This window comes from Pelomonas caseinilytica, from assembly GCF_021353235.1.
Lineage (GTDB): Bacteria > Pseudomonadota > Gammaproteobacteria > Burkholderiales > Burkholderiaceae_C > Pelomonas > Pelomonas caseinilytica.
The window spans coordinates 170,161-184,933 of record NZ_JAJTWT010000003.1 but is presented as its reverse complement, the minus strand read 5'-3'; the positions used below and the strand labels follow the sequence as shown (position 1 = coordinate 184,933).

Annotated in this window: 13 protein-coding genes; 3 read left to right on the top strand and 10 right to left on the bottom strand. The window is 72.6% G+C overall.

Annotated features, from left to right (window positions below):
- From LXT12_RS08255 to LXT12_RS08240, 4 genes are read right to left on the bottom strand one after another with little or no spacing between them, the layout of a single operon-like run.
- On the bottom strand, window positions 1–852 hold the full coding sequence (locus LXT12_RS08255) for a substrate-binding periplasmic protein (protein WP_233391050.1): 852 nt from the start codon (window positions 850–852) through the stop codon (window positions 1–3).
- 13 nt (window positions 853–865) lie between these two features.
- Window positions 866–1,663 carry a PhaM family polyhydroxyalkanoate granule multifunctional regulatory protein gene (locus tag LXT12_RS08250; protein WP_233391048.1) on the bottom strand — a complete coding sequence of 266 codons (798 nt, stop codon included), beginning with the start codon at window positions 1,661–1,663 and terminating at the stop codon, window positions 866–868.
- Between the two features lie 31 nt (window positions 1,664–1,694).
- Entirely contained in the window at window positions 1,695–2,618 is a 924-nt protein-coding gene (locus tag LXT12_RS08245; RefSeq protein ID WP_233391046.1) for a TraB/GumN family protein, read from the bottom strand.
- Window positions 2,615–3,106 carry a retropepsin-like aspartic protease family protein gene (locus tag LXT12_RS08240; RefSeq protein ID WP_233391044.1) on the bottom strand — a complete coding sequence of 164 codons (492 nt, stop codon included), beginning with the start codon at window positions 3,104–3,106 and terminating at the stop codon, window positions 2,615–2,617. Before LXT12_RS08240 ends, LXT12_RS08245 begins: the two co-directional genes overlap by 4 nt.
- 75 nt (window positions 3,107–3,181) lie before the next feature.
- Here LXT12_RS08240 and LXT12_RS08235 point away from each other — a divergent pair, with 75 nt between their 5' ends.
- Window positions 3,182–3,661, top strand: coding sequence for a BON domain-containing protein (locus tag LXT12_RS08235; RefSeq protein ID WP_233391042.1), 480 nt, complete (start codon window positions 3,182–3,184; stop codon window positions 3,659–3,661).
- A gap of 14 nt (window positions 3,662–3,675) precedes the next feature.
- Entirely contained in the window at window positions 3,676–4,497 is an 822-nt protein-coding gene (locus LXT12_RS08230; RefSeq protein ID WP_233391040.1) for a DUF6279 family lipoprotein, read from the top strand.
- An 18-nt stretch (window positions 4,498–4,515) separates the two neighbouring features.
- Here LXT12_RS08230 and LXT12_RS08225 read toward each other — a convergent pair whose 3' ends face one another.
- The 5 genes from LXT12_RS08225 to LXT12_RS08205 form a co-directional block, all read right to left on the bottom strand.
- Complete coding sequence (locus tag LXT12_RS08225) at window positions 4,516–5,808, bottom strand: ABC transporter permease (protein ID WP_233391038.1); 1,293 nt, start codon at window positions 5,806–5,808, stop codon at window positions 4,516–4,518.
- Window positions 5,808–7,115 (bottom strand): ABC transporter permease, encoded by a 1,308-nt coding sequence (locus LXT12_RS08220; protein WP_233391036.1) that lies wholly within the window; start codon window positions 7,113–7,115, stop codon window positions 5,808–5,810. Before LXT12_RS08220 ends, LXT12_RS08225 begins: the two co-directional genes overlap by 1 nt.
- On the bottom strand, window positions 7,115–8,401 hold the full coding sequence (locus LXT12_RS08215; RefSeq protein WP_233391034.1) for a TolC family outer membrane protein: 1,287 nt from the start codon (window positions 8,399–8,401) through the stop codon (window positions 7,115–7,117). The genes LXT12_RS08220 and LXT12_RS08215 overlap by 1 nt, the downstream gene beginning before the upstream one ends.
- Window positions 8,402–8,465: 64 nt before the next feature.
- Window positions 8,466–9,149 (bottom strand): ABC transporter ATP-binding protein, encoded by a 684-nt coding sequence (locus LXT12_RS08210; protein ID WP_233391787.1) that lies wholly within the window; start codon window positions 9,147–9,149, stop codon window positions 8,466–8,468.
- A gap of 664 nt (window positions 9,150–9,813) precedes the next feature.
- Window positions 9,814–11,094: an efflux RND transporter periplasmic adaptor subunit gene (locus LXT12_RS08205; protein ID WP_233391032.1), complete on the bottom strand. Its 1,281-nt coding sequence runs from the start codon at window positions 11,092–11,094 to the stop codon at window positions 9,814–9,816.
- Between the two features lie 203 nt (window positions 11,095–11,297).
- Between LXT12_RS08205 and LXT12_RS08200 the strand changes: the two genes are divergently transcribed.
- Window positions 11,298–13,346 carry a methyl-accepting chemotaxis protein gene (locus LXT12_RS08200; RefSeq protein ID WP_233391031.1) on the top strand — a complete coding sequence of 683 codons (2,049 nt, stop codon included), beginning with the start codon at window positions 11,298–11,300 and terminating at the stop codon, window positions 13,344–13,346.
- A gap of 136 nt (window positions 13,347–13,482) precedes the next feature.
- On the opposite strand, the gene LXT12_RS08195 is transcribed toward LXT12_RS08200, so the two are convergent.
- Window positions 13,483–14,709 carry a DUF1501 domain-containing protein gene (locus LXT12_RS08195; protein WP_233391030.1) on the bottom strand — a complete coding sequence of 409 codons (1,227 nt, stop codon included), beginning with the start codon at window positions 14,707–14,709 and terminating at the stop codon, window positions 13,483–13,485.
- Window positions 14,710–14,773: the final 64 nt, after the last annotated feature.

Genomic DNA, 14,773 nt, shown 5'->3' with positions numbered 1-14,773 from the left:
TTAGCCTTCGAGCACCAGCCAGTAGCCCGGCCGGTTCAGCGGCGTGGCCGGCGGCAGCAGCGGGTTGCTCAGCAGGAACTGGCGGCGCTCGGTGAGGCGATGTCGCCGGATCAGGTCGCCGAAGCGCAGCTGGAACAGCCGGGCCAGGCTGCCATCGGCCACCGCAGCCTCCATGCCGCGCTGCAGCTCGGCGGCCAGCCGCGGACGGTCCGGCCGCACGAAGAAGTAGGAGGCCGCCGGATAGCGCAGCAGCACATGGGGTTCGATGGCGACGCCATGCGCCATCGGGCTGGCCAGCTCGTCGTCGATCTCGAAGACGGCGCGCGGGAAGTAGTCGATGCGGCCGATGCGCAGCATGTCGAACAGCGCCTCGTAGCGGCTCGTGCCCTGCACCGGCAGGCCATTGGCGCGCAGGATGTCGTAGTCCGGCCAGTCCTGGCCCTGGCCGGCGACGTAGCGCGACAGCTCGGCCAGGCTGCGCACCTCGCGCCAGCGCTCGACCGACTCCGGCCGCACGAAGGCGATGCGCCAGCCGATCAGGCCGCGGTCGACCGGCACCCGCACCGGCAGCAGCCGGGCCTCGCGCTCGGTGCTGGTCATGGTCCAGGCCAGGTCGACGAGGCCGCGCTCGTCCGCCAGCTCCCGCACGACGCGGGCCTGCGTCATCGGCAGTGGTGATTCGGCCAGCTCGTAGGCGCCGCCGCTGCGCTCGATGGCCAACCTGAGCACGGCCACCATGTATTCCCAGGCCGGCCGCCGGCCCGGGTCGTGCTGGGGGTAGACCAGGCGTTCGGGCGCCGCGGCGGCCAGCGCCGGCGCGGCGAGCGCGAGCAGCAAAGGCCGGCGCCTCATCGGCTGCGGCGGCTCAGGCCTTGCGCGGTGCGCCGGCCCGGGGGCGGGCCGCCTTGGTCGCCTTGGGCGCCTTGGCTGCCTTCGCGGCCGGCTTGGCGGTGGCCTTGGCGGCTGCCTGGGCCGCGGGCTTGGGCGCCGCGCCGGCCAGGCCCTTGGCCATGCTGCCCACCACCGCGCCGGGCATGCCGGCCGCGCGCTTGAGCGTGTCGCTCGCCGCATCGAAGCTCTGCTTGACGAGGTTGCCCGCCAGGTTGCGCGCCGCGTCGGTGGCGGTGTCCTTCATGGCCGAGGTGGCGAGCTGGGTGAACTGCTGGCTGAGCGCGGTCCACCATTGCGTCGGGTCGATGGGCAGGGCGGGGGCCGCGTCGCCGGCCGCCTTGACCGCGCGCGCGGCAGCCTTGGTGGTCTTGGCCGCGGCACCGGCGGCCGTCTGGGCCGCGGTCTTGGCGACCGCCTCGGCCACCGGCGCCGCCGCCTTGGCCACCTCGGCCGGCACGCCCGGCCAGGCCGCGGGCTCGGGCAGCTTGAGGCTGTCGCGCAGCTCGGCCAGCGGCACGTTCATGGTCTTGAGGGTCGACAGCGTCATGCGCTGCACCTCCAGCGCCTGGATGGTGGCGCCCAGCATGCGGGCGTTCTGCTCCAGCCAGAACTGCACGGTGCGCAGCTCCTCGATGCGCTTGGCCAGCTCCTCCGGGTTGAGCGTCGGCGCCACCCACTGGCCGATGCCGGGCAGGGCCGAGCCGGCGTTCTTCACAAGACCCTGCAGGAAATCGAAGCCGGGCACGAACTTGGTGAAGCTGTTGTCAGTCATGGTGTCTCCTGGGCGGTGGGGCCCCTGGATGCTACTGGCTGGGCCACAGGGCCTGCACCTCGAAACCCCGTGCCGCCAGCAGGCGCGGCAGGGCCTGGGGCCCGCTCATGTGCAGGGCCCCCACGGCCACGAGCAGGCGCTGGCCCGCGCCGTGCAGGGCGTCGATGCGTTCGGCCAGCGGCAGGTTGCGGTCGTCGTTGACACGCTTGAGCCAGGCGCGCTCGGCCGGGCTGTCGGCACAGCCGCACCAGCGCGGGTAGTCGGCCAGGGCCTTGAGGTCGCCGCGCGACCAGCTGTCGGCCAGCCGGCGCAGCGGCGCGCGCACGCGGCCCTGCTGGAGCTGACGCAGCGTGTCGTCGACGATCTCGGCCAGTTCGCCCGGCGCCGGCTCGAGCGCGGCGAGCTGGTCCTCCACCGTCTCCAGCGCCTGCACCGGCCGGCCCTCGGCCTTGGCGCGGGCCAGCAGCATCAGGTCCTGGCCGAAGAGGGCGTCGAAGCCATCGCGGCGGGCCTCCAGCAGGGTCAGGGTGCTGAGCTGCAGCATGGCCGGCAGGGTGCTCAGCGCGCCGGGCGGCAGGCAGGCCGCGCGGGCCTGCGTCTCGATGCGGCGGGCCAGGGCGGGCGCCAGCGGCGGCTGCCCCTGCTGCAAGGCCGCCAGGGCCGGGCCGACGTCGGCCGGGTCCAGCTCCACGGCCAGCACCTCGGTGTCCGCCCAGGCGCGGCGCAGGGCGGGCCCGGGGTAGGCCCAGTCCGCCCGGCCCAGGTGCAGGCTGCCGAACAGATAGCTGCTGTGACCACCCCGGCTGATGCGCCACAGCAGCCCGCGGTCCGGCGCCTGGGCGGTCCAGGCCTCGGCCTGGGCCGCGGTGGGCAGGGCCGGCGGCGGTGGGCAGGCGGCGCGGGCCGCGGGGGCCCCGGCCAGGCAGCACAGGGTGATCAACAGGGCTCGGATCATGGGCTGGGTTCGATGCGCAATTGCCCGGGCTGCTGGCTGAAGTGCAGGCGGCCGAGCACGTCCATGCCCAGCAGCGGGGCGCCGAGCGTCGGCAGCACGGTGACGGTCAGCCGCTCGGCGCGAACGCCGCCGTCCAGCGTCAGCGTGGCCTCGGCGACGAAGCCCTGCACCGGCCCGGCGGCCGTCTGGGCGCGCACCGGGCCGAGGGGCTTGAGGCCGGCGCGCTCGGCCAGGGCCTGCGGCAGGGCGGTGGAGGTGGCGCCGGTGTCGACGAGGAAATCCACCGCCTCGTCGCCGACGTGGCCCGGCCAGTGGAAGTGGCCGTCGTCGGCGCGGGTCAGCACCACCGTCTGGCCGGCCATCTGGAAGCGCCGGGCGGCGCGCTGGCGCTCCCAGGCCTGGAAACCGAGGAAGACGACGAGGCCGACGAGCAGCCAGATCGTCAGCAGCTTGAGGCTGTGGGGCAGGTCGGGGTGGTGGGAGGACACGGATGGCGAAGGCAGCGAGGCCCCGACCATAACCGCGCAGGGCGCGTCGCGGGCCCGCACGGCAGAATCGGCCGCATGAAGCTGCTGCCACTCGCCGTGCTGCTGCTCGCCGGCGCCGCCGACGAGGACGTGGCGCTGAACCGCTTCAACGACCCCTTCGAGCAGGTGTCGAGCGACATCGCCGACTGCCCCGAGCCGCGCGGGCCGCGGGTGACGGCCGCCGAGATGCGAGTGCAGGCCCACCACCGCGCCGAGCGCGGCACCACCTGCTGGCTCAAGGGCGAGTGCAGCGAACCCAATGCCTTCCGCTACGACGCCGCCATCGCCGCCGAGCTGGGCGGCCGGCTGGCCACCGCCGGCGCCCTGCATCCGAGCAGCCTGTGGGTGACGGTGCAGGGCCGTGTCGTCTACCTCGAGGGCTGCGTGGCGCGCGAAGACCAGGGGCCGGCGCTGGAAGCCCTGGCACGCGGCTTGCCGCAGGTGCAACAGGCCTTGGCGCTGGTGCGCGTCGGCCAAGGCGGCCCCCTGCCCTACCGGCGCATGGACGGCCAGTGAAGCCCACCATGCCAATGCTGAAGCGACTCGCCACCCTCCTCGCCCTGGCCGCGCTGGCCGGCCTGGTCGCCTGTTCGAGCGTCAGCCTGGCCTACAAGCAGTTCCCCCTGCTGGCCGGCCTGTGGGTGGACCACTACCTCGACCTCGACAGCGGCCAGCGCGGCCGCCTCAAGGTGCAGTTGCTGGCCCTGCAGGCCTGGCATCGCCGCGAGGAACTGCCGCAATGGCTGGCGCTGCTGCGCCAGGCCCGCCAGGCCCTGGACGACGGCGTGGCCACGCAGGACGAGTTGCTGGCCCTGGAGCGCGGTGCGCGCGCCAGCGTCGAGCGCTGCCTGCAGCATGCCGCGCCCCTGGCCGGCCCGCTGCTGGCCGAGCTGCGGCCCGAGCAGTGGCAACACCTGCAGAAAAAGCTCGACGAGAAGACCGCCGACTGGCGCGAGACGCAGTCCGGCCGCGACGGCCCCGACGAGCGCGCCAAGCGCTACACCAACAACCTCGAGCGCTGGCTGGGCGACCTCGACCGCGCCACCCGCAAGCAGGCGCGGGCCGACGCTCAGGCCTGGCACTTCGACTTCCCCGCCATGGCCCAGGCGCGCGCCCTGCGGCAAAAGCGCCTGGTGGACGCATTGCAGGCCTGGTCGCGCCAGGACCTGGCCGGCGGCACAGCCCTGCTGATGCAGGACCTGCAGCCCCAGCCCGCCGAGCAGGCCTACCGCGAGGAGATCATCGCCAGCCTGCTCAAGCTGCTCAACGGCATGACGCCCGCCCAGCTCGCCCGGGTGCGCCAGCACTGGGCCGACTGGAGCGAGGAGCTGCGTGCCCTGCAGGCGGGCTGACCGCCCAGCCGAGCGGCTTCAGCTGCGCAGGGCCGCCACCGGCGAGAGCCGGGCCGCCCGCCGCGCCGGCGCCCACACGGCCACCTGGCCCAGCAGCCACAGCGAGACGGCGCCGGCCGGCAGATAGCCCCAGGGCAGGCGCGGCAGCTCGTAGCTCTGCATCAGCAACTGGCTCAGCGCCATCGCGCCCACCAGGCCGATGAGGACGCCGACCGTCGTCAGCAGCAGGTTCTCGAGCTGGAAGTAGCGCAGGATCTGGCCCTCGGTGGCGCCGAGCGCCCGGCGCGTGCCGATCATGCGGGTGCGCTGCTGCACCCAGAAGCTCGCCAGGCCGACGATGCCCATGGCCGTCACCAACAGCAGGGCCACGCAGACGCCGCCCATCAGCCAGGCCATGGCGCGGTCCTGGGCGAAGAAGGCCGCGCGCATCTCGGCCAGCGAGCGGGCGCGGGTGACGACGCGGCTGGGGTCGACCGCCTCCAGCGCGGCGGTGGCGGCCTTGATCTGGGCGTCCAGCCGGGCGGCGTCGGTGCGCACCACGTAGCTGCCGCCGCCGCGCAGCGGGAAGAGCATGGCGTAGCCGCCCTCGCCGCGGGCGCGGTGCAGGTAGGGATGCGTCAGCGTCTCGACGACACCGATGACCGTGGACGGCGCCGAGCCGAACACGTAGATGGAGCGGCCCAGCGGCGACAGGCCGGGGAAGAGCTTGTCGGCCATGGCGCGGTTGATGATGACCTGGCCCACGCGCGGCTCGGCCTCGCTGAAGACCTTGTTGCCGTCCAGCACCTCGTCGGCCGTGAAGTTGCGCCCCTCGGCCAGCTTGAGGCCGAAGGCGGCCAGGAAATGCTCGTCACCGGCGTACTGGGCCGCGATGATGCGCACGCCCTTGCTGTCGGGCTCCAGCGTCACGCCGCTGTTGTTGCTGTTCTGGCCGAAGGCAATCTGGTTGGCGACCGTGGCCGCCTTGACGCCCGGCAGGGCGCGCAGCCGCGCCAGGTCCTCGGCGGCGATGACGGCGCTGCGCTCCGGCGGCGTGGGCTTGCTGCCGCGCACCTCCAGCACCGCCATCTCGGCTTCGGCCAGGCCGGTCTCGGCCGACAGGGCGTCGATGCGGGTCTGGATGAGGTGCAGGGCGTTGGTGACGATGGTGCAGGTGAGGGCCACCTCCAGCACGATGAGGCCGGCCGCGATGCGGTGGCGGCGCAGCGTGGACAGGATGGGCCGCAGGTCCAGCATCAGCAGGTGCAGCGACGCGGCGAGCGCGCCGATGCCGCGGCGGCGGGAGGCGGGGGAAGAGAGGGCGATGTCCATCACTGCACCTTCAGTTGAACGGCGGGGGTGACGAGGGCGGCGCGCCAGGCCGGCAGCAGGCCGGCGCACAGACTGGCGACCAGGGCCAGGCCCAGCGTCAGGGCCAGCATGGCGGCGTCGAGCTCGGCCAGGCGGGCGTAGTCGTTGGGGCTGTGGCGCACCAGCCAGAGGCCGCCGTGGGCGAAGGCCAGCCCGATGAGGGCGCCGACCCCGCCGAGCAGCCCCGCCTCGACGACGAACTGCATGAAGATGGCCCCGCGCGTGGCGCCGAGCGCCCGGCGCACGCCGATCTCGCCGGCGCGGCGCAGGGTCTTGGCCAGCAGCAGGCCCACCATGTTGACCACGCACACCAGCAGGAAGCCGAAAGCCAGCCAGGTCTGCAGCCGCACGTCGGCCGGCAGCACCTTCTGCGAATCGAGCCACTGCATCACGTTGCGCAGCCTCACGTTGGTCGGCCGCTCGAAGCGCCCCGCGGCGCGCTGGGCCTCGGAGTAATGCACCAGGTAATCGCGGTAGGCCGCGGCGTCCTCGGGCTTGTCGAGCTCCACCCAGTACTGGATGAACGCGCAGCTGGCGGCCATGTCGTAGGGCGTGCCGCCGTTAGAGCCCTTGCCCCAGCAGTCCATGTTGCCCCAGTGGCCCACCTTGAGCAGCATGGCCGTCGAGAAGGGCAGGAAGAGGTCCTCCGACTCGGCGAAGCCGCCCGTCGTCATGTCGTAGAAGTGGGGCTGGAACTTCCACGGCTTGAGCACGCCGACGACCCGCAGCGACTGGCCGCGCACGATGACCTCGCGGCCGACGCTGTCGCCGCCACCGAAGAGCTTGTCGTTCAGCGCCGACGAGATGACGGCCACGCGGGCCTCGCCCTCGTCGTCGGCCGCGCTCCAGCCACCGCCCTGGGCCCAGGGCGCGTCGAACATCGCGAAGAAGTCGGCCGTGCTGTAGCGGGTGCTCGAGAAGATGGGCTTGACGTGGTCGTCGGGCACGCCGACGGCGACGTTGGTGCCGCTCATCATGACCTGGCGCCTGGCCTTGCCGTCGCGCAGCAGGGCCGTGGCGTCGAAGCGACTGAGGTCGAAGGTGGGCTCCTCGCCAGCCTTGTAGCCCGCCATGTCGGCCGCATCGAGCTGCACGTTGAACAGCCGCGCGCTCTTGGCCGGGATGGGGTCGCCCGACAGCACGTGATAGACGGTCAGCGTCGTCATGCAGGCGCCGATGCCCAGGGCCAGGGCCAGCACCATCAGGGCCGACAGGCCCTTGGAAGCGCGGGCGCTGCGGGCGGCGAGTTCGAGGTAGTGCAGAAACATCAGGGTTGCTCCAGCAGGGCGTTGACGGCGGCGAGCTCGGCGTCGCCGAGCGACCCGGCCGCCTGGTGCAGGGCCAGCAGGGCGAGCACGTGGCGGTGGCGGGCCTGGGTCTGGGCGTTCTGGGCAGCGGCCAGGGTCTGGATGGCCAGCAGCAGGTCGGTGGTGCTGCGGGTGCCGAGGGTGAGGCCGGTGCGCGTGGCCTCCAGAGCGCGCTCCGCGGCCTCGACGGCGAGGCGGGCCGACTGCAATTGCGCCGCGCCCTGCCCCACCGCCAGGTGTTCGGCGCGCACCTCGCGCAGCACGGCGCGGCGGCCGGCTTCGAGCTGCTCGCGGGCGGCGTCGCGCTGGAAGCCGGCGCGGTCGGCCGCGGCGGCCGTCGCCCCACCGGCGAACAAGGGCAGGGTCAGCCGCAGCGCGACCTGCGTGGGCGTGCGGCCGGCGTCGGACAGCGGCACGCCGTCGCCGCGCTGGCGCTGGGTGTCGATGCCGAGCGAGAGCGTCGGCAGGTGGCCGGCGCGTGCCGCCGAGATGCGCTGTTCGCTGGCCTGCACGTCCAGTTGTAGGGCGCGCAGTTCCGGGTTGGCCTGCAAGGCCCGGCCCGCCCAGGCCTCGGCGTCGTCGGCCAGGGGCTGGGCCGCGAAGCCGCGGCGCAGCGGCTGCAGTGCGGGCGGCGCCGCGCCTGTCAGCTGGGCCAGGGCCTCGCGGGCGTCCGCCATGGCCGCTTCGGCCGCCAGGGTGTTGGCGCGGGAGAGTTCGCGGTAGGCGCGCGACTGGTCGGCCTCGACCTGGGCCGACAGCCCGGCCTTGAAGCGCGACTCGGCTTCGCTAACCTGGCGGTCGAAGGCCTCCTCGTTGGCGCGCGCGGTGGCGAGCTGGGCCTGGGCCGACAGCAGTCCGAAGTAGGCCTGCGCCACGCGCTGGCGGGCGGCCTGTTCGGCGGCGGCGAGCCGGGCTGCCTGGGCCGAGGCCTGGCTGCGGCTGGCATCCCATTCGCGCAGCGCGGCGAGGTCGACCAGGGGCTGGCTGAGGCTGCTCGTCGCGGTGTTCCAGCGGTTGCCGCCGCTCTCGCGCAGCTCGCTGGCTTGCAGCGTCCATTGCGGCAGCAGGGCGGCTCGCGCCTGGCGCGCCGAGGCCTCCTCGGCGCCGCTGAGGGCCGCGGCCTGGCGAAGCACCGGGTCGGCGGCGCGGGCCTGGGCCCAGACCTGCAGCAGGTCGTCGGCATGAACAGCCGCGGCGCCGCCGCCCAGCCAGAAGACAAGAACACAGCCACGGAGGCACAGAGACACAGAGGGAGCGCCAGCCCTCCGCCTCTGTGCCTCTGTGCCTCTGTGGCTTTGTTTGGATTTCATTTCAAGCCGCGAGTTCTGCCGCCAGGTCGACGACCTGGCCGTCGATGACGTGGACGTTGCGCTGGGCCCGCGCGGCGAGCTGCGGGTCGTGGGTGACCATGACGATGGTGGCGCCGTCGCGGTGCAGCTCCTCCAGCAGTTCCATGACGCTGCGTGCCATGGCGCTGTCGAGGTTGCCGGTGGGCTCGTCGGCGAGCAGCAGGCGCGGTTCGCCGGCCAGGGCCCGGGCGATGGCCACGCGCTGCTGCTGGCCGCCGGAGAGCTCGGCGGGATAGTGCCGGCCGCGGGCCGACAGGCCGACGCGGGCCAGGGCATCGGCGGCGCGCTTCTTGCGCTCGGCTGCGCCGTAGCCGCGGTAGCGCAGCGGCACCTCGATGTTGTCGAGGACGTTGAGGTCGGGGATGAGGTTGAAGGCCTGGAAGATGAAGCCGATCTTCTGGTTGCGGATGCGCGAGCGCTCGGCGTCGCCCATGCGGCTCACGTCAATGCCGTCGAGCCGGTAGCTGCCGCCGCTGAAGGCTTCGAGCAGGCCGGCGATGGTGAGGAAGGTGGTCTTGCCCGAGCCCGAGGGTCCGGTCACGGCGACGAACTCGCCTTCGCCGACGGTGAGGTTGAAGTCGCGCAGGGCGTAGGTCTCGACCATTTCGGTGCGGTAGACCTTCTGGAGTTTTTCCATTTGGAGCATGGTGTTCATCCCGTTCAGTTGGGGTGGCTTGCCGGCGTCCGGCTTTGCCTGGAATTGCTTCGCTTCGCGTTGCGCTGGTCTATTGGCAAGGTGCCGGGAGTCCCGCCCGGCGGCGGGGTAACTTTCTTCTGCGGCGCCAGAAGAAAGTCACCAAAGAAGAGGCGCTGAACCGCAAACCAGCGGGCCTGGGCGACGACTCGCGCGCGAAAACCACGGCTGGCCTCCTTCGACAAGGCGAGCCGCCGCGCTCTCGCCGCTGTCCTTGTGAAGAGCCCGATGCCCCCGCCGTCCGTGCGCCTAACGCGCGGCTGCACGCCGTGCTCACCAGGAGAAAACCAAGCGCCGCTCGGGTGGCGCGTCGTCGCATGTGGTGCCTTCAATGGTGAGCCCGGCGTGCAGCCGGCGTTGACCGGCGTGAAGGTCCGATCAGTGGTGCTCTTGACAGGGACAGCGGCGAGAGCGCAGCGGGTCGCCTCGGGGCTAATCAAAACTTCAAGCGCACAAGCGGGCTGGGATGAGGGCGCCTCTCTTTTGGTGACTTTTCTCTGGCGCGACAGAGAAAAGTTACCCGCCCTCGCGGGGCGGATTCCCGCGGCGGTGCACCGGGTCGAAAGGCTCGGCGCAAAAGCAACCGAACGACTCATCGCGCAGACACCGAACATGCTCAATCCGCAATCAGGACGCGCTCCGCGCCCTTGAAGTTGTCTGCCCCCGAGATCACCACCCGATCCCCCACCGACAGCCCCGAGACGATCTCCACCCGGTCCAGCGACCGCGCCCCCAGCTTCACCGCCACCTTCTCGGCCACGCCGTTGCGCACCACGTAGGCGAAGCCGCCGCCCTCGTCGACGAAGCTGCCGCGCGCCACGCCCAGCACCTTGTCGCGCCGGTCCAGCAGCACGCGCACGCTCAGGCGCTGGTTCTGGCGCAGCTGCTCGGGCTGGGCGCCGGCAAAGCGCAGCCGCGCCGCCACCTCGCCGTTGACGACCTCGGGCGACACCGAACTGACCTGCCCCGCCCAGCGCTGCCCGTTGCCGCTGATCTCGCCGGGCATGCCCGGCTGCAGCTCCCGCGCGAAGCTCTCGGCCACCTGCATCTGCACCTCCAGCGCCGAGAGGTCGATGACCGACAGCAGCTTGGCGTCGCGGCCGACGTTGGTACGGTCAGCGATGAAGAGCTGGCCCACCTGGCCGTCCACCGGCGAGCGCACCGCCAGCTCGGCCACCTGGCGCTCCAGGTCGGACACCAGCAACTGCTGGCGCGACAGGGCGCTCTGCTTGGCCCGCACGTCCAGGGCCAGGCTGTCGGTCTTGAGGCCGCGCAGGTCGCGTGCCTGGTCCAGCGCCAGCTTCGCCTTGGCCAGCGCGTCCTGGGCGCGCTCGACCTGCATGCGCGCCGTGGCACCGGCCTCGAAGGCCTGGGTCTGGCGGGCCAGGTCGTTCTGCGCCGTCTGCTGGTCGATGCGGGCGTTCTCGTAGGCGCTCTGCAGGGCGGCGGTCTGCTGGCGGGCCTCGACTTCGGCCCGGGCGAGGTCGGCCTTGAGGGCGTCGACATTGCTGCGCTCCTGCGCCAGCCGGTTGGTCAGTTCGGGCGACTCCACGCGGGCCAGGACCTGGCCGCGCTTGACCGGGTCGCCGGCCTGCACCGCCAGCGTGACGGTGCCGGCCCCGGGGGCGTAGAGCGTGGGGCTCTGGGCGGCGACGACGCGGCCCTCGCCGGCAACGTCCCGCGTCAGCGGGCCCACGTCCACGGTGGCCAGCGTCAGGCGCGCGGCGCTGACGGCCGAACCCGTGGACAGCCTCTGGGTCAGCTGCCCGCCGTACAGCACCGCCGCCAGGGTGAGGACGGCGAGGCCGACGCCGCCAGCCAGCAGCAGCGGGCGGCGCCGGGAGGGGCGGGCAAGGGGACGGTCCTGCTCGGAAGTGTCTCGAAAGCCGGTGTTCATGCCCCCCTCATCGCAAGCCATATGCCAGCGGCCGAGGCCTGCTGAATCAAGGACTTGGCGCTGCGGACGCTGTCCGCGGACAGTGTCCGGACAGTCCGTGCAGTTTTTATCGATTCATTCCGTATCTGGCGAATCCTGGCCCGCCGTGCCCGCCAGCCTTCCTAGACTGCATGGCTACGGACCTCAACGATGAGCACCTTCCGATGATTTCTGCGGGCCACCAGCCATCTTCCACCGCACCGCCGACGGCCGCGCAGCCGTGGGCGACGGGCGGGTTCTTCGCCTACCACGGCCTCTGGGCCCCCGGCGTGCGGCTGTTCCGCCAGTTGCGCTTCGCCAGCAAGGCGCTGCTGATCTCGGCGGCCTTCGTCATCCCGATGGTGCTGCTGCTGGGCTGGATGATCCGCATGCAGGACGAGCACCGGCTGGGCCTGCGCAAGGACGCCACCCGCCAGCACGTGGAGATCGCCCACGGGCTGCTGGCTTGGGCCCACGGCCTGGAAACCGGCGGCATGCCGAGGCAGGAGGCCCAGGCCCTCGCCCGCAAGGCCATCGCCCAGCTGCGCTACGACAGGCAGGAGTATTTCTGGATCAACGACATGCAGGCCGTCGTGGTCATGCACCCCATGAAGCCGGAGCTGGACGGCAAGGACGCCAGCGGCATCCGCGACCCCAACGGCCTGGCGCTCTTCAAGGCCTTCGTCGACGAGGTGCGCGCCCATGGCGAGGGCTTCGTCAGTTACCAGTGGCCGCGCCAGGGCCAGGAGCAGCCGGTCGACAAGCTCTCCTTCGTGAAGGGCTTCGAGCCCTGGGGCTGGGTCATCGGCTCGGGCATCTACGTCGACGACCTGCGCCAGGAGACCGTCGCCGAGGTCCGCCGCGCCGCCGTGGTGCTGGCGCTGACGATGGCCGTCGCCGGCTATCTTTTCCTGAGCTTCTACCGCGTCATCGACGGCGGGCTCAACGAGACGCGCCGGCACCTGCGCGCGATGACGGCCGGCGACCTGACGATGGCCCCTTCGCCCTGGGGCCATGACGAGGCGGCCGAGCTGATGACCGACCTCGCCGCCATGCAGGCCTCGCTGCGGCACATGGTGCTGCGGGTGCGGGAGTCCAGCCGGCAGATCCAGCATTCGAGCGACGAGATCGCCAGCGGCGCGCTGGACCTGTCGGCCCGCACCGAGCAGGCCGCCGCCAGCCTGGAGCAGACGGCCTCGTCGATGGAGGAAATCTCGACCACGGTGGCCAGCGGCACCGAGCACACGGCCGAGGCCGCCCAGCTCGCCCGCGGCAATGCCCAGACCGCCGCCGCCGGCGGGCGCGTGATGGGCGAGGTGGCCCGGACCATGGATGACATCCGCACCTCCTCCGCCCGCATCGCCGACATCATCGGCACCATCGACGGCATCGCCTTCCAGACCAACATCCTGGCCCTCAATGCCGCGGTGGAAGCGGCCCGGGCCGGCGAGCAGGGCCGAGGCTTCGCCGTCGTGGCCGGCGAGGTGCGCATGCTGGCGCAGCGCAGCGCCGAGGCGGCCAAGGAGATCAAGACGCTGATCAGCCGCAGCGTCGAGCAGGTCGAGGCCGGCGCCGCCACGGTGGGCCGCGCGGGCGAGACCATCGCCGAGATCGTCACCGGCTCCGACCGCGTGGACCAGCTGCTCGGCGAGGTGGCCTCCGGCGCCCGCGAGCAGAACAAGGGCATCGCCCACATCGGCCAGGCCGTGCAGGAACTCGACCGCGCGACCCAGCACAACGCCGCCCTGGTCGAGGAGACGGCCGCCGCCGCCGCGGCCATGAAACAGCAGGCCCACACCCTCGTCGGCGAGGTGGCCCGCTTCCAGCTGCCGCCCGACCTGGTCGCCGAGGCGGCCGACGGCGATGCAGCGGTGCCCGAGGCCGACTTCGACTTCGACGCCGCCATCGCCGCCCACCGGGAGTGGAAGGTCAAGCTGCGCAGCGCCATCGCCGACCACGGCCGCCTCGATGCCGAGACCATCTGCCGCGACGACCGATGCCCGCTGGGGCGCTGGCTGCATGGCGAGGGCGGCCGGCGCTGGAGTTCGCGCCCGACCTTCGTCGCGCTGGTGGACAAGCATGCCGAGTTCCACCGCACGGCGGCCGACGTGGCCCGGCGCATCAACGAGGGCCTCTACGAGCGCGCCGAGCAGTTGATCGGTTCGGGCTCGCAGTTCGCCCTCGTCTCGACCGAGGTCAGCACGCTGCTGACGCAGGCCAAGCGGGGTCTGTAAGGTCGGCCGCCGTCAGGCCCCCGCCGCCACGAGGAAGCAGTAGGCCAGCACCGCGCCACCGAGGCACAGGCCGAACAGCGGGAATGCGTCTCGCAACATCTCGTTCTCCCTGGAGTGGACGAGGGCTGCAGGGGCCTCAGGCCCGCAGCAGCCGGTCCGCATAACGCCAAGTCTGCGGTGCTTGCGGAAACACTGTCGCCAGCGCGGTCTCCGTCAGCCCGAGATGGCGTTCGAGCACCGGGGCGAGCACCTGGCGGAAGTCGGTGCGCACCGCGAGGTCGCGGCCGTCGGCCAGCGCGGCGGTGTCCAGCCCGGGCCATTCGCCGAGCACCTGGCCGCCCGCCACCGGGCCGCCGAGCAGCCACATCACGTTGCCGCGGCCGTGGTCGGTGCCGCCGTTGCCGTTCTGCCGCAGCGTGCGGCCGAACTCGCTGGCCACGACGATGACGGTGTCGGCCAGGGCGTCGCCCAGGCCGGTGCACAGGGCGTCCAGGCCCTCGCCGAGGCTGGCCAGGCGGTTGGCGAGCTGGCCCCGCGCCGCACCCTGGTTGACGTGGGTGTCCCAGCCGCCCACGGCCGTGAAGGCGAGCTGGGTGTGGGCGTCCTTGCGGATGAGGGTACCCAGGCGCCGGGCATCGGCCGCGAAGCTGCGGGCCGAGGGCGCGCCGGCATCGGCCTTGGCGTCCATGCCGCCCTCGCCGGCCATGCTGCGCCCCATCTCGCTGCGCGCCTCGGTCGTGTCGCGCAGGGTGCTGCCGAGCTGGGCATCGCCGGCATACAGGCGCGCCAGGCCGGCCTGCAGCCGCGGGTCGTCGATGGCGCGGCGCTGCAGGGCCTTGGGGCCCAGGCCGAGACTCGCGACGCTGGCGAGGCCGGCGAAGATGCGCGGCGGCGTCTGGCCCAGGCTGATGGCCCGGGTGGGCGCGGGCTCGCCGGGCAGGGCCGTCAGCAGGCGGTTCATCCAGCCGTCGGGCGTGGACTTGCGGCCCGGCGTGCCGGACTCGAAGAAGTCCTGGGCATCGAAATGCGAGCGCGTCGGATCGGGAGAGCCGCTGGCGTGCACGAAGGCGAGCTGGCCATCGTCCCAGCGGCGCTTGAGCGGCGCGAGCGACGGATGCAGGCCGAACAGCGAGTCCAGGCGGAGGAGGCCGTCGTCGGCACCCGGGGCCGGCAGGGCGATCTGCGGCCGGCTGGCGGCGTACTCGCGCTCGCCGTAGGGTGCGACGACGGACAGGCCGTCCACCGCGCCGCGCAGCATGACGACGACGAGCTTCTTCTGGCTGCTTCCCTGGGCCTGCACGAGCGAGACGGGCAGACCGCCCAGCGTGAAGGCGCCGAAATGGAGGAGTTGGCGGCGGAGCATGTCAGGACTCCAAATTGCAGGAACACAGCCACAGAGGCACAGAGAGAGAGCACCAATTTCTCTG

Excerpts from the sequence above, each read along its gene's own strand:
- LXT12_RS08255 (WP_233391050.1), bottom strand. The coding sequence starts at position 852 with ATGAGGCGCCGGCCTTTGCTGCTCGCGCTCGCCGCGCCGGCGCTGGCC.
- LXT12_RS08250 (WP_233391048.1), bottom strand. The coding sequence starts at position 1,663 with ATGACTGACAACAGCTTCACCAAGTTCGTGCCCGGCTTCGATTTCCTG.
- LXT12_RS08245 (WP_233391046.1), bottom strand. The coding sequence starts at position 2,618 with ATGATCCGAGCCCTGTTGATCACCCTGTGCTGCCTGGCCGGGGCCCCC.
- LXT12_RS08235 (WP_233391042.1), top strand. The coding sequence starts at position 3,182 with ATGAAGCTGCTGCCACTCGCCGTGCTGCTGCTCGCCGGCGCCGCCGAC.
- LXT12_RS08230 (WP_233391040.1), top strand. The coding sequence starts at position 3,676 with ATGCTGAAGCGACTCGCCACCCTCCTCGCCCTGGCCGCGCTGGCCGGC.
- LXT12_RS08225 (WP_233391038.1), bottom strand. The coding sequence starts at position 5,808 with ATGGACATCGCCCTCTCTTCCCCCGCCTCCCGCCGCCGCGGCATCGGC.
- LXT12_RS08220 (WP_233391036.1), bottom strand. The coding sequence starts at position 7,115 with ATGTTTCTGCACTACCTCGAACTCGCCGCCCGCAGCGCCCGCGCTTCC.
- LXT12_RS08210 (WP_233391787.1), bottom strand. The coding sequence starts at position 9,149 with ATGCTCCAAATGGAAAAACTCCAGAAGGTCTACCGCACCGAAATGGTC.
- LXT12_RS08205 (WP_233391032.1), bottom strand. The coding sequence starts at position 11,094 with ATGAACACCGGCTTTCGAGACACTTCCGAGCAGGACCGTCCCCTTGCC.
- LXT12_RS08200 (WP_233391031.1), top strand. The coding sequence starts at position 11,298 with ATGATTTCTGCGGGCCACCAGCCATCTTCCACCGCACCGCCGACGGCC.
- LXT12_RS08195 (WP_233391030.1), bottom strand. The coding sequence starts at position 14,709 with ATGCTCCGCCGCCAACTCCTCCATTTCGGCGCCTTCACGCTGGGCGGT.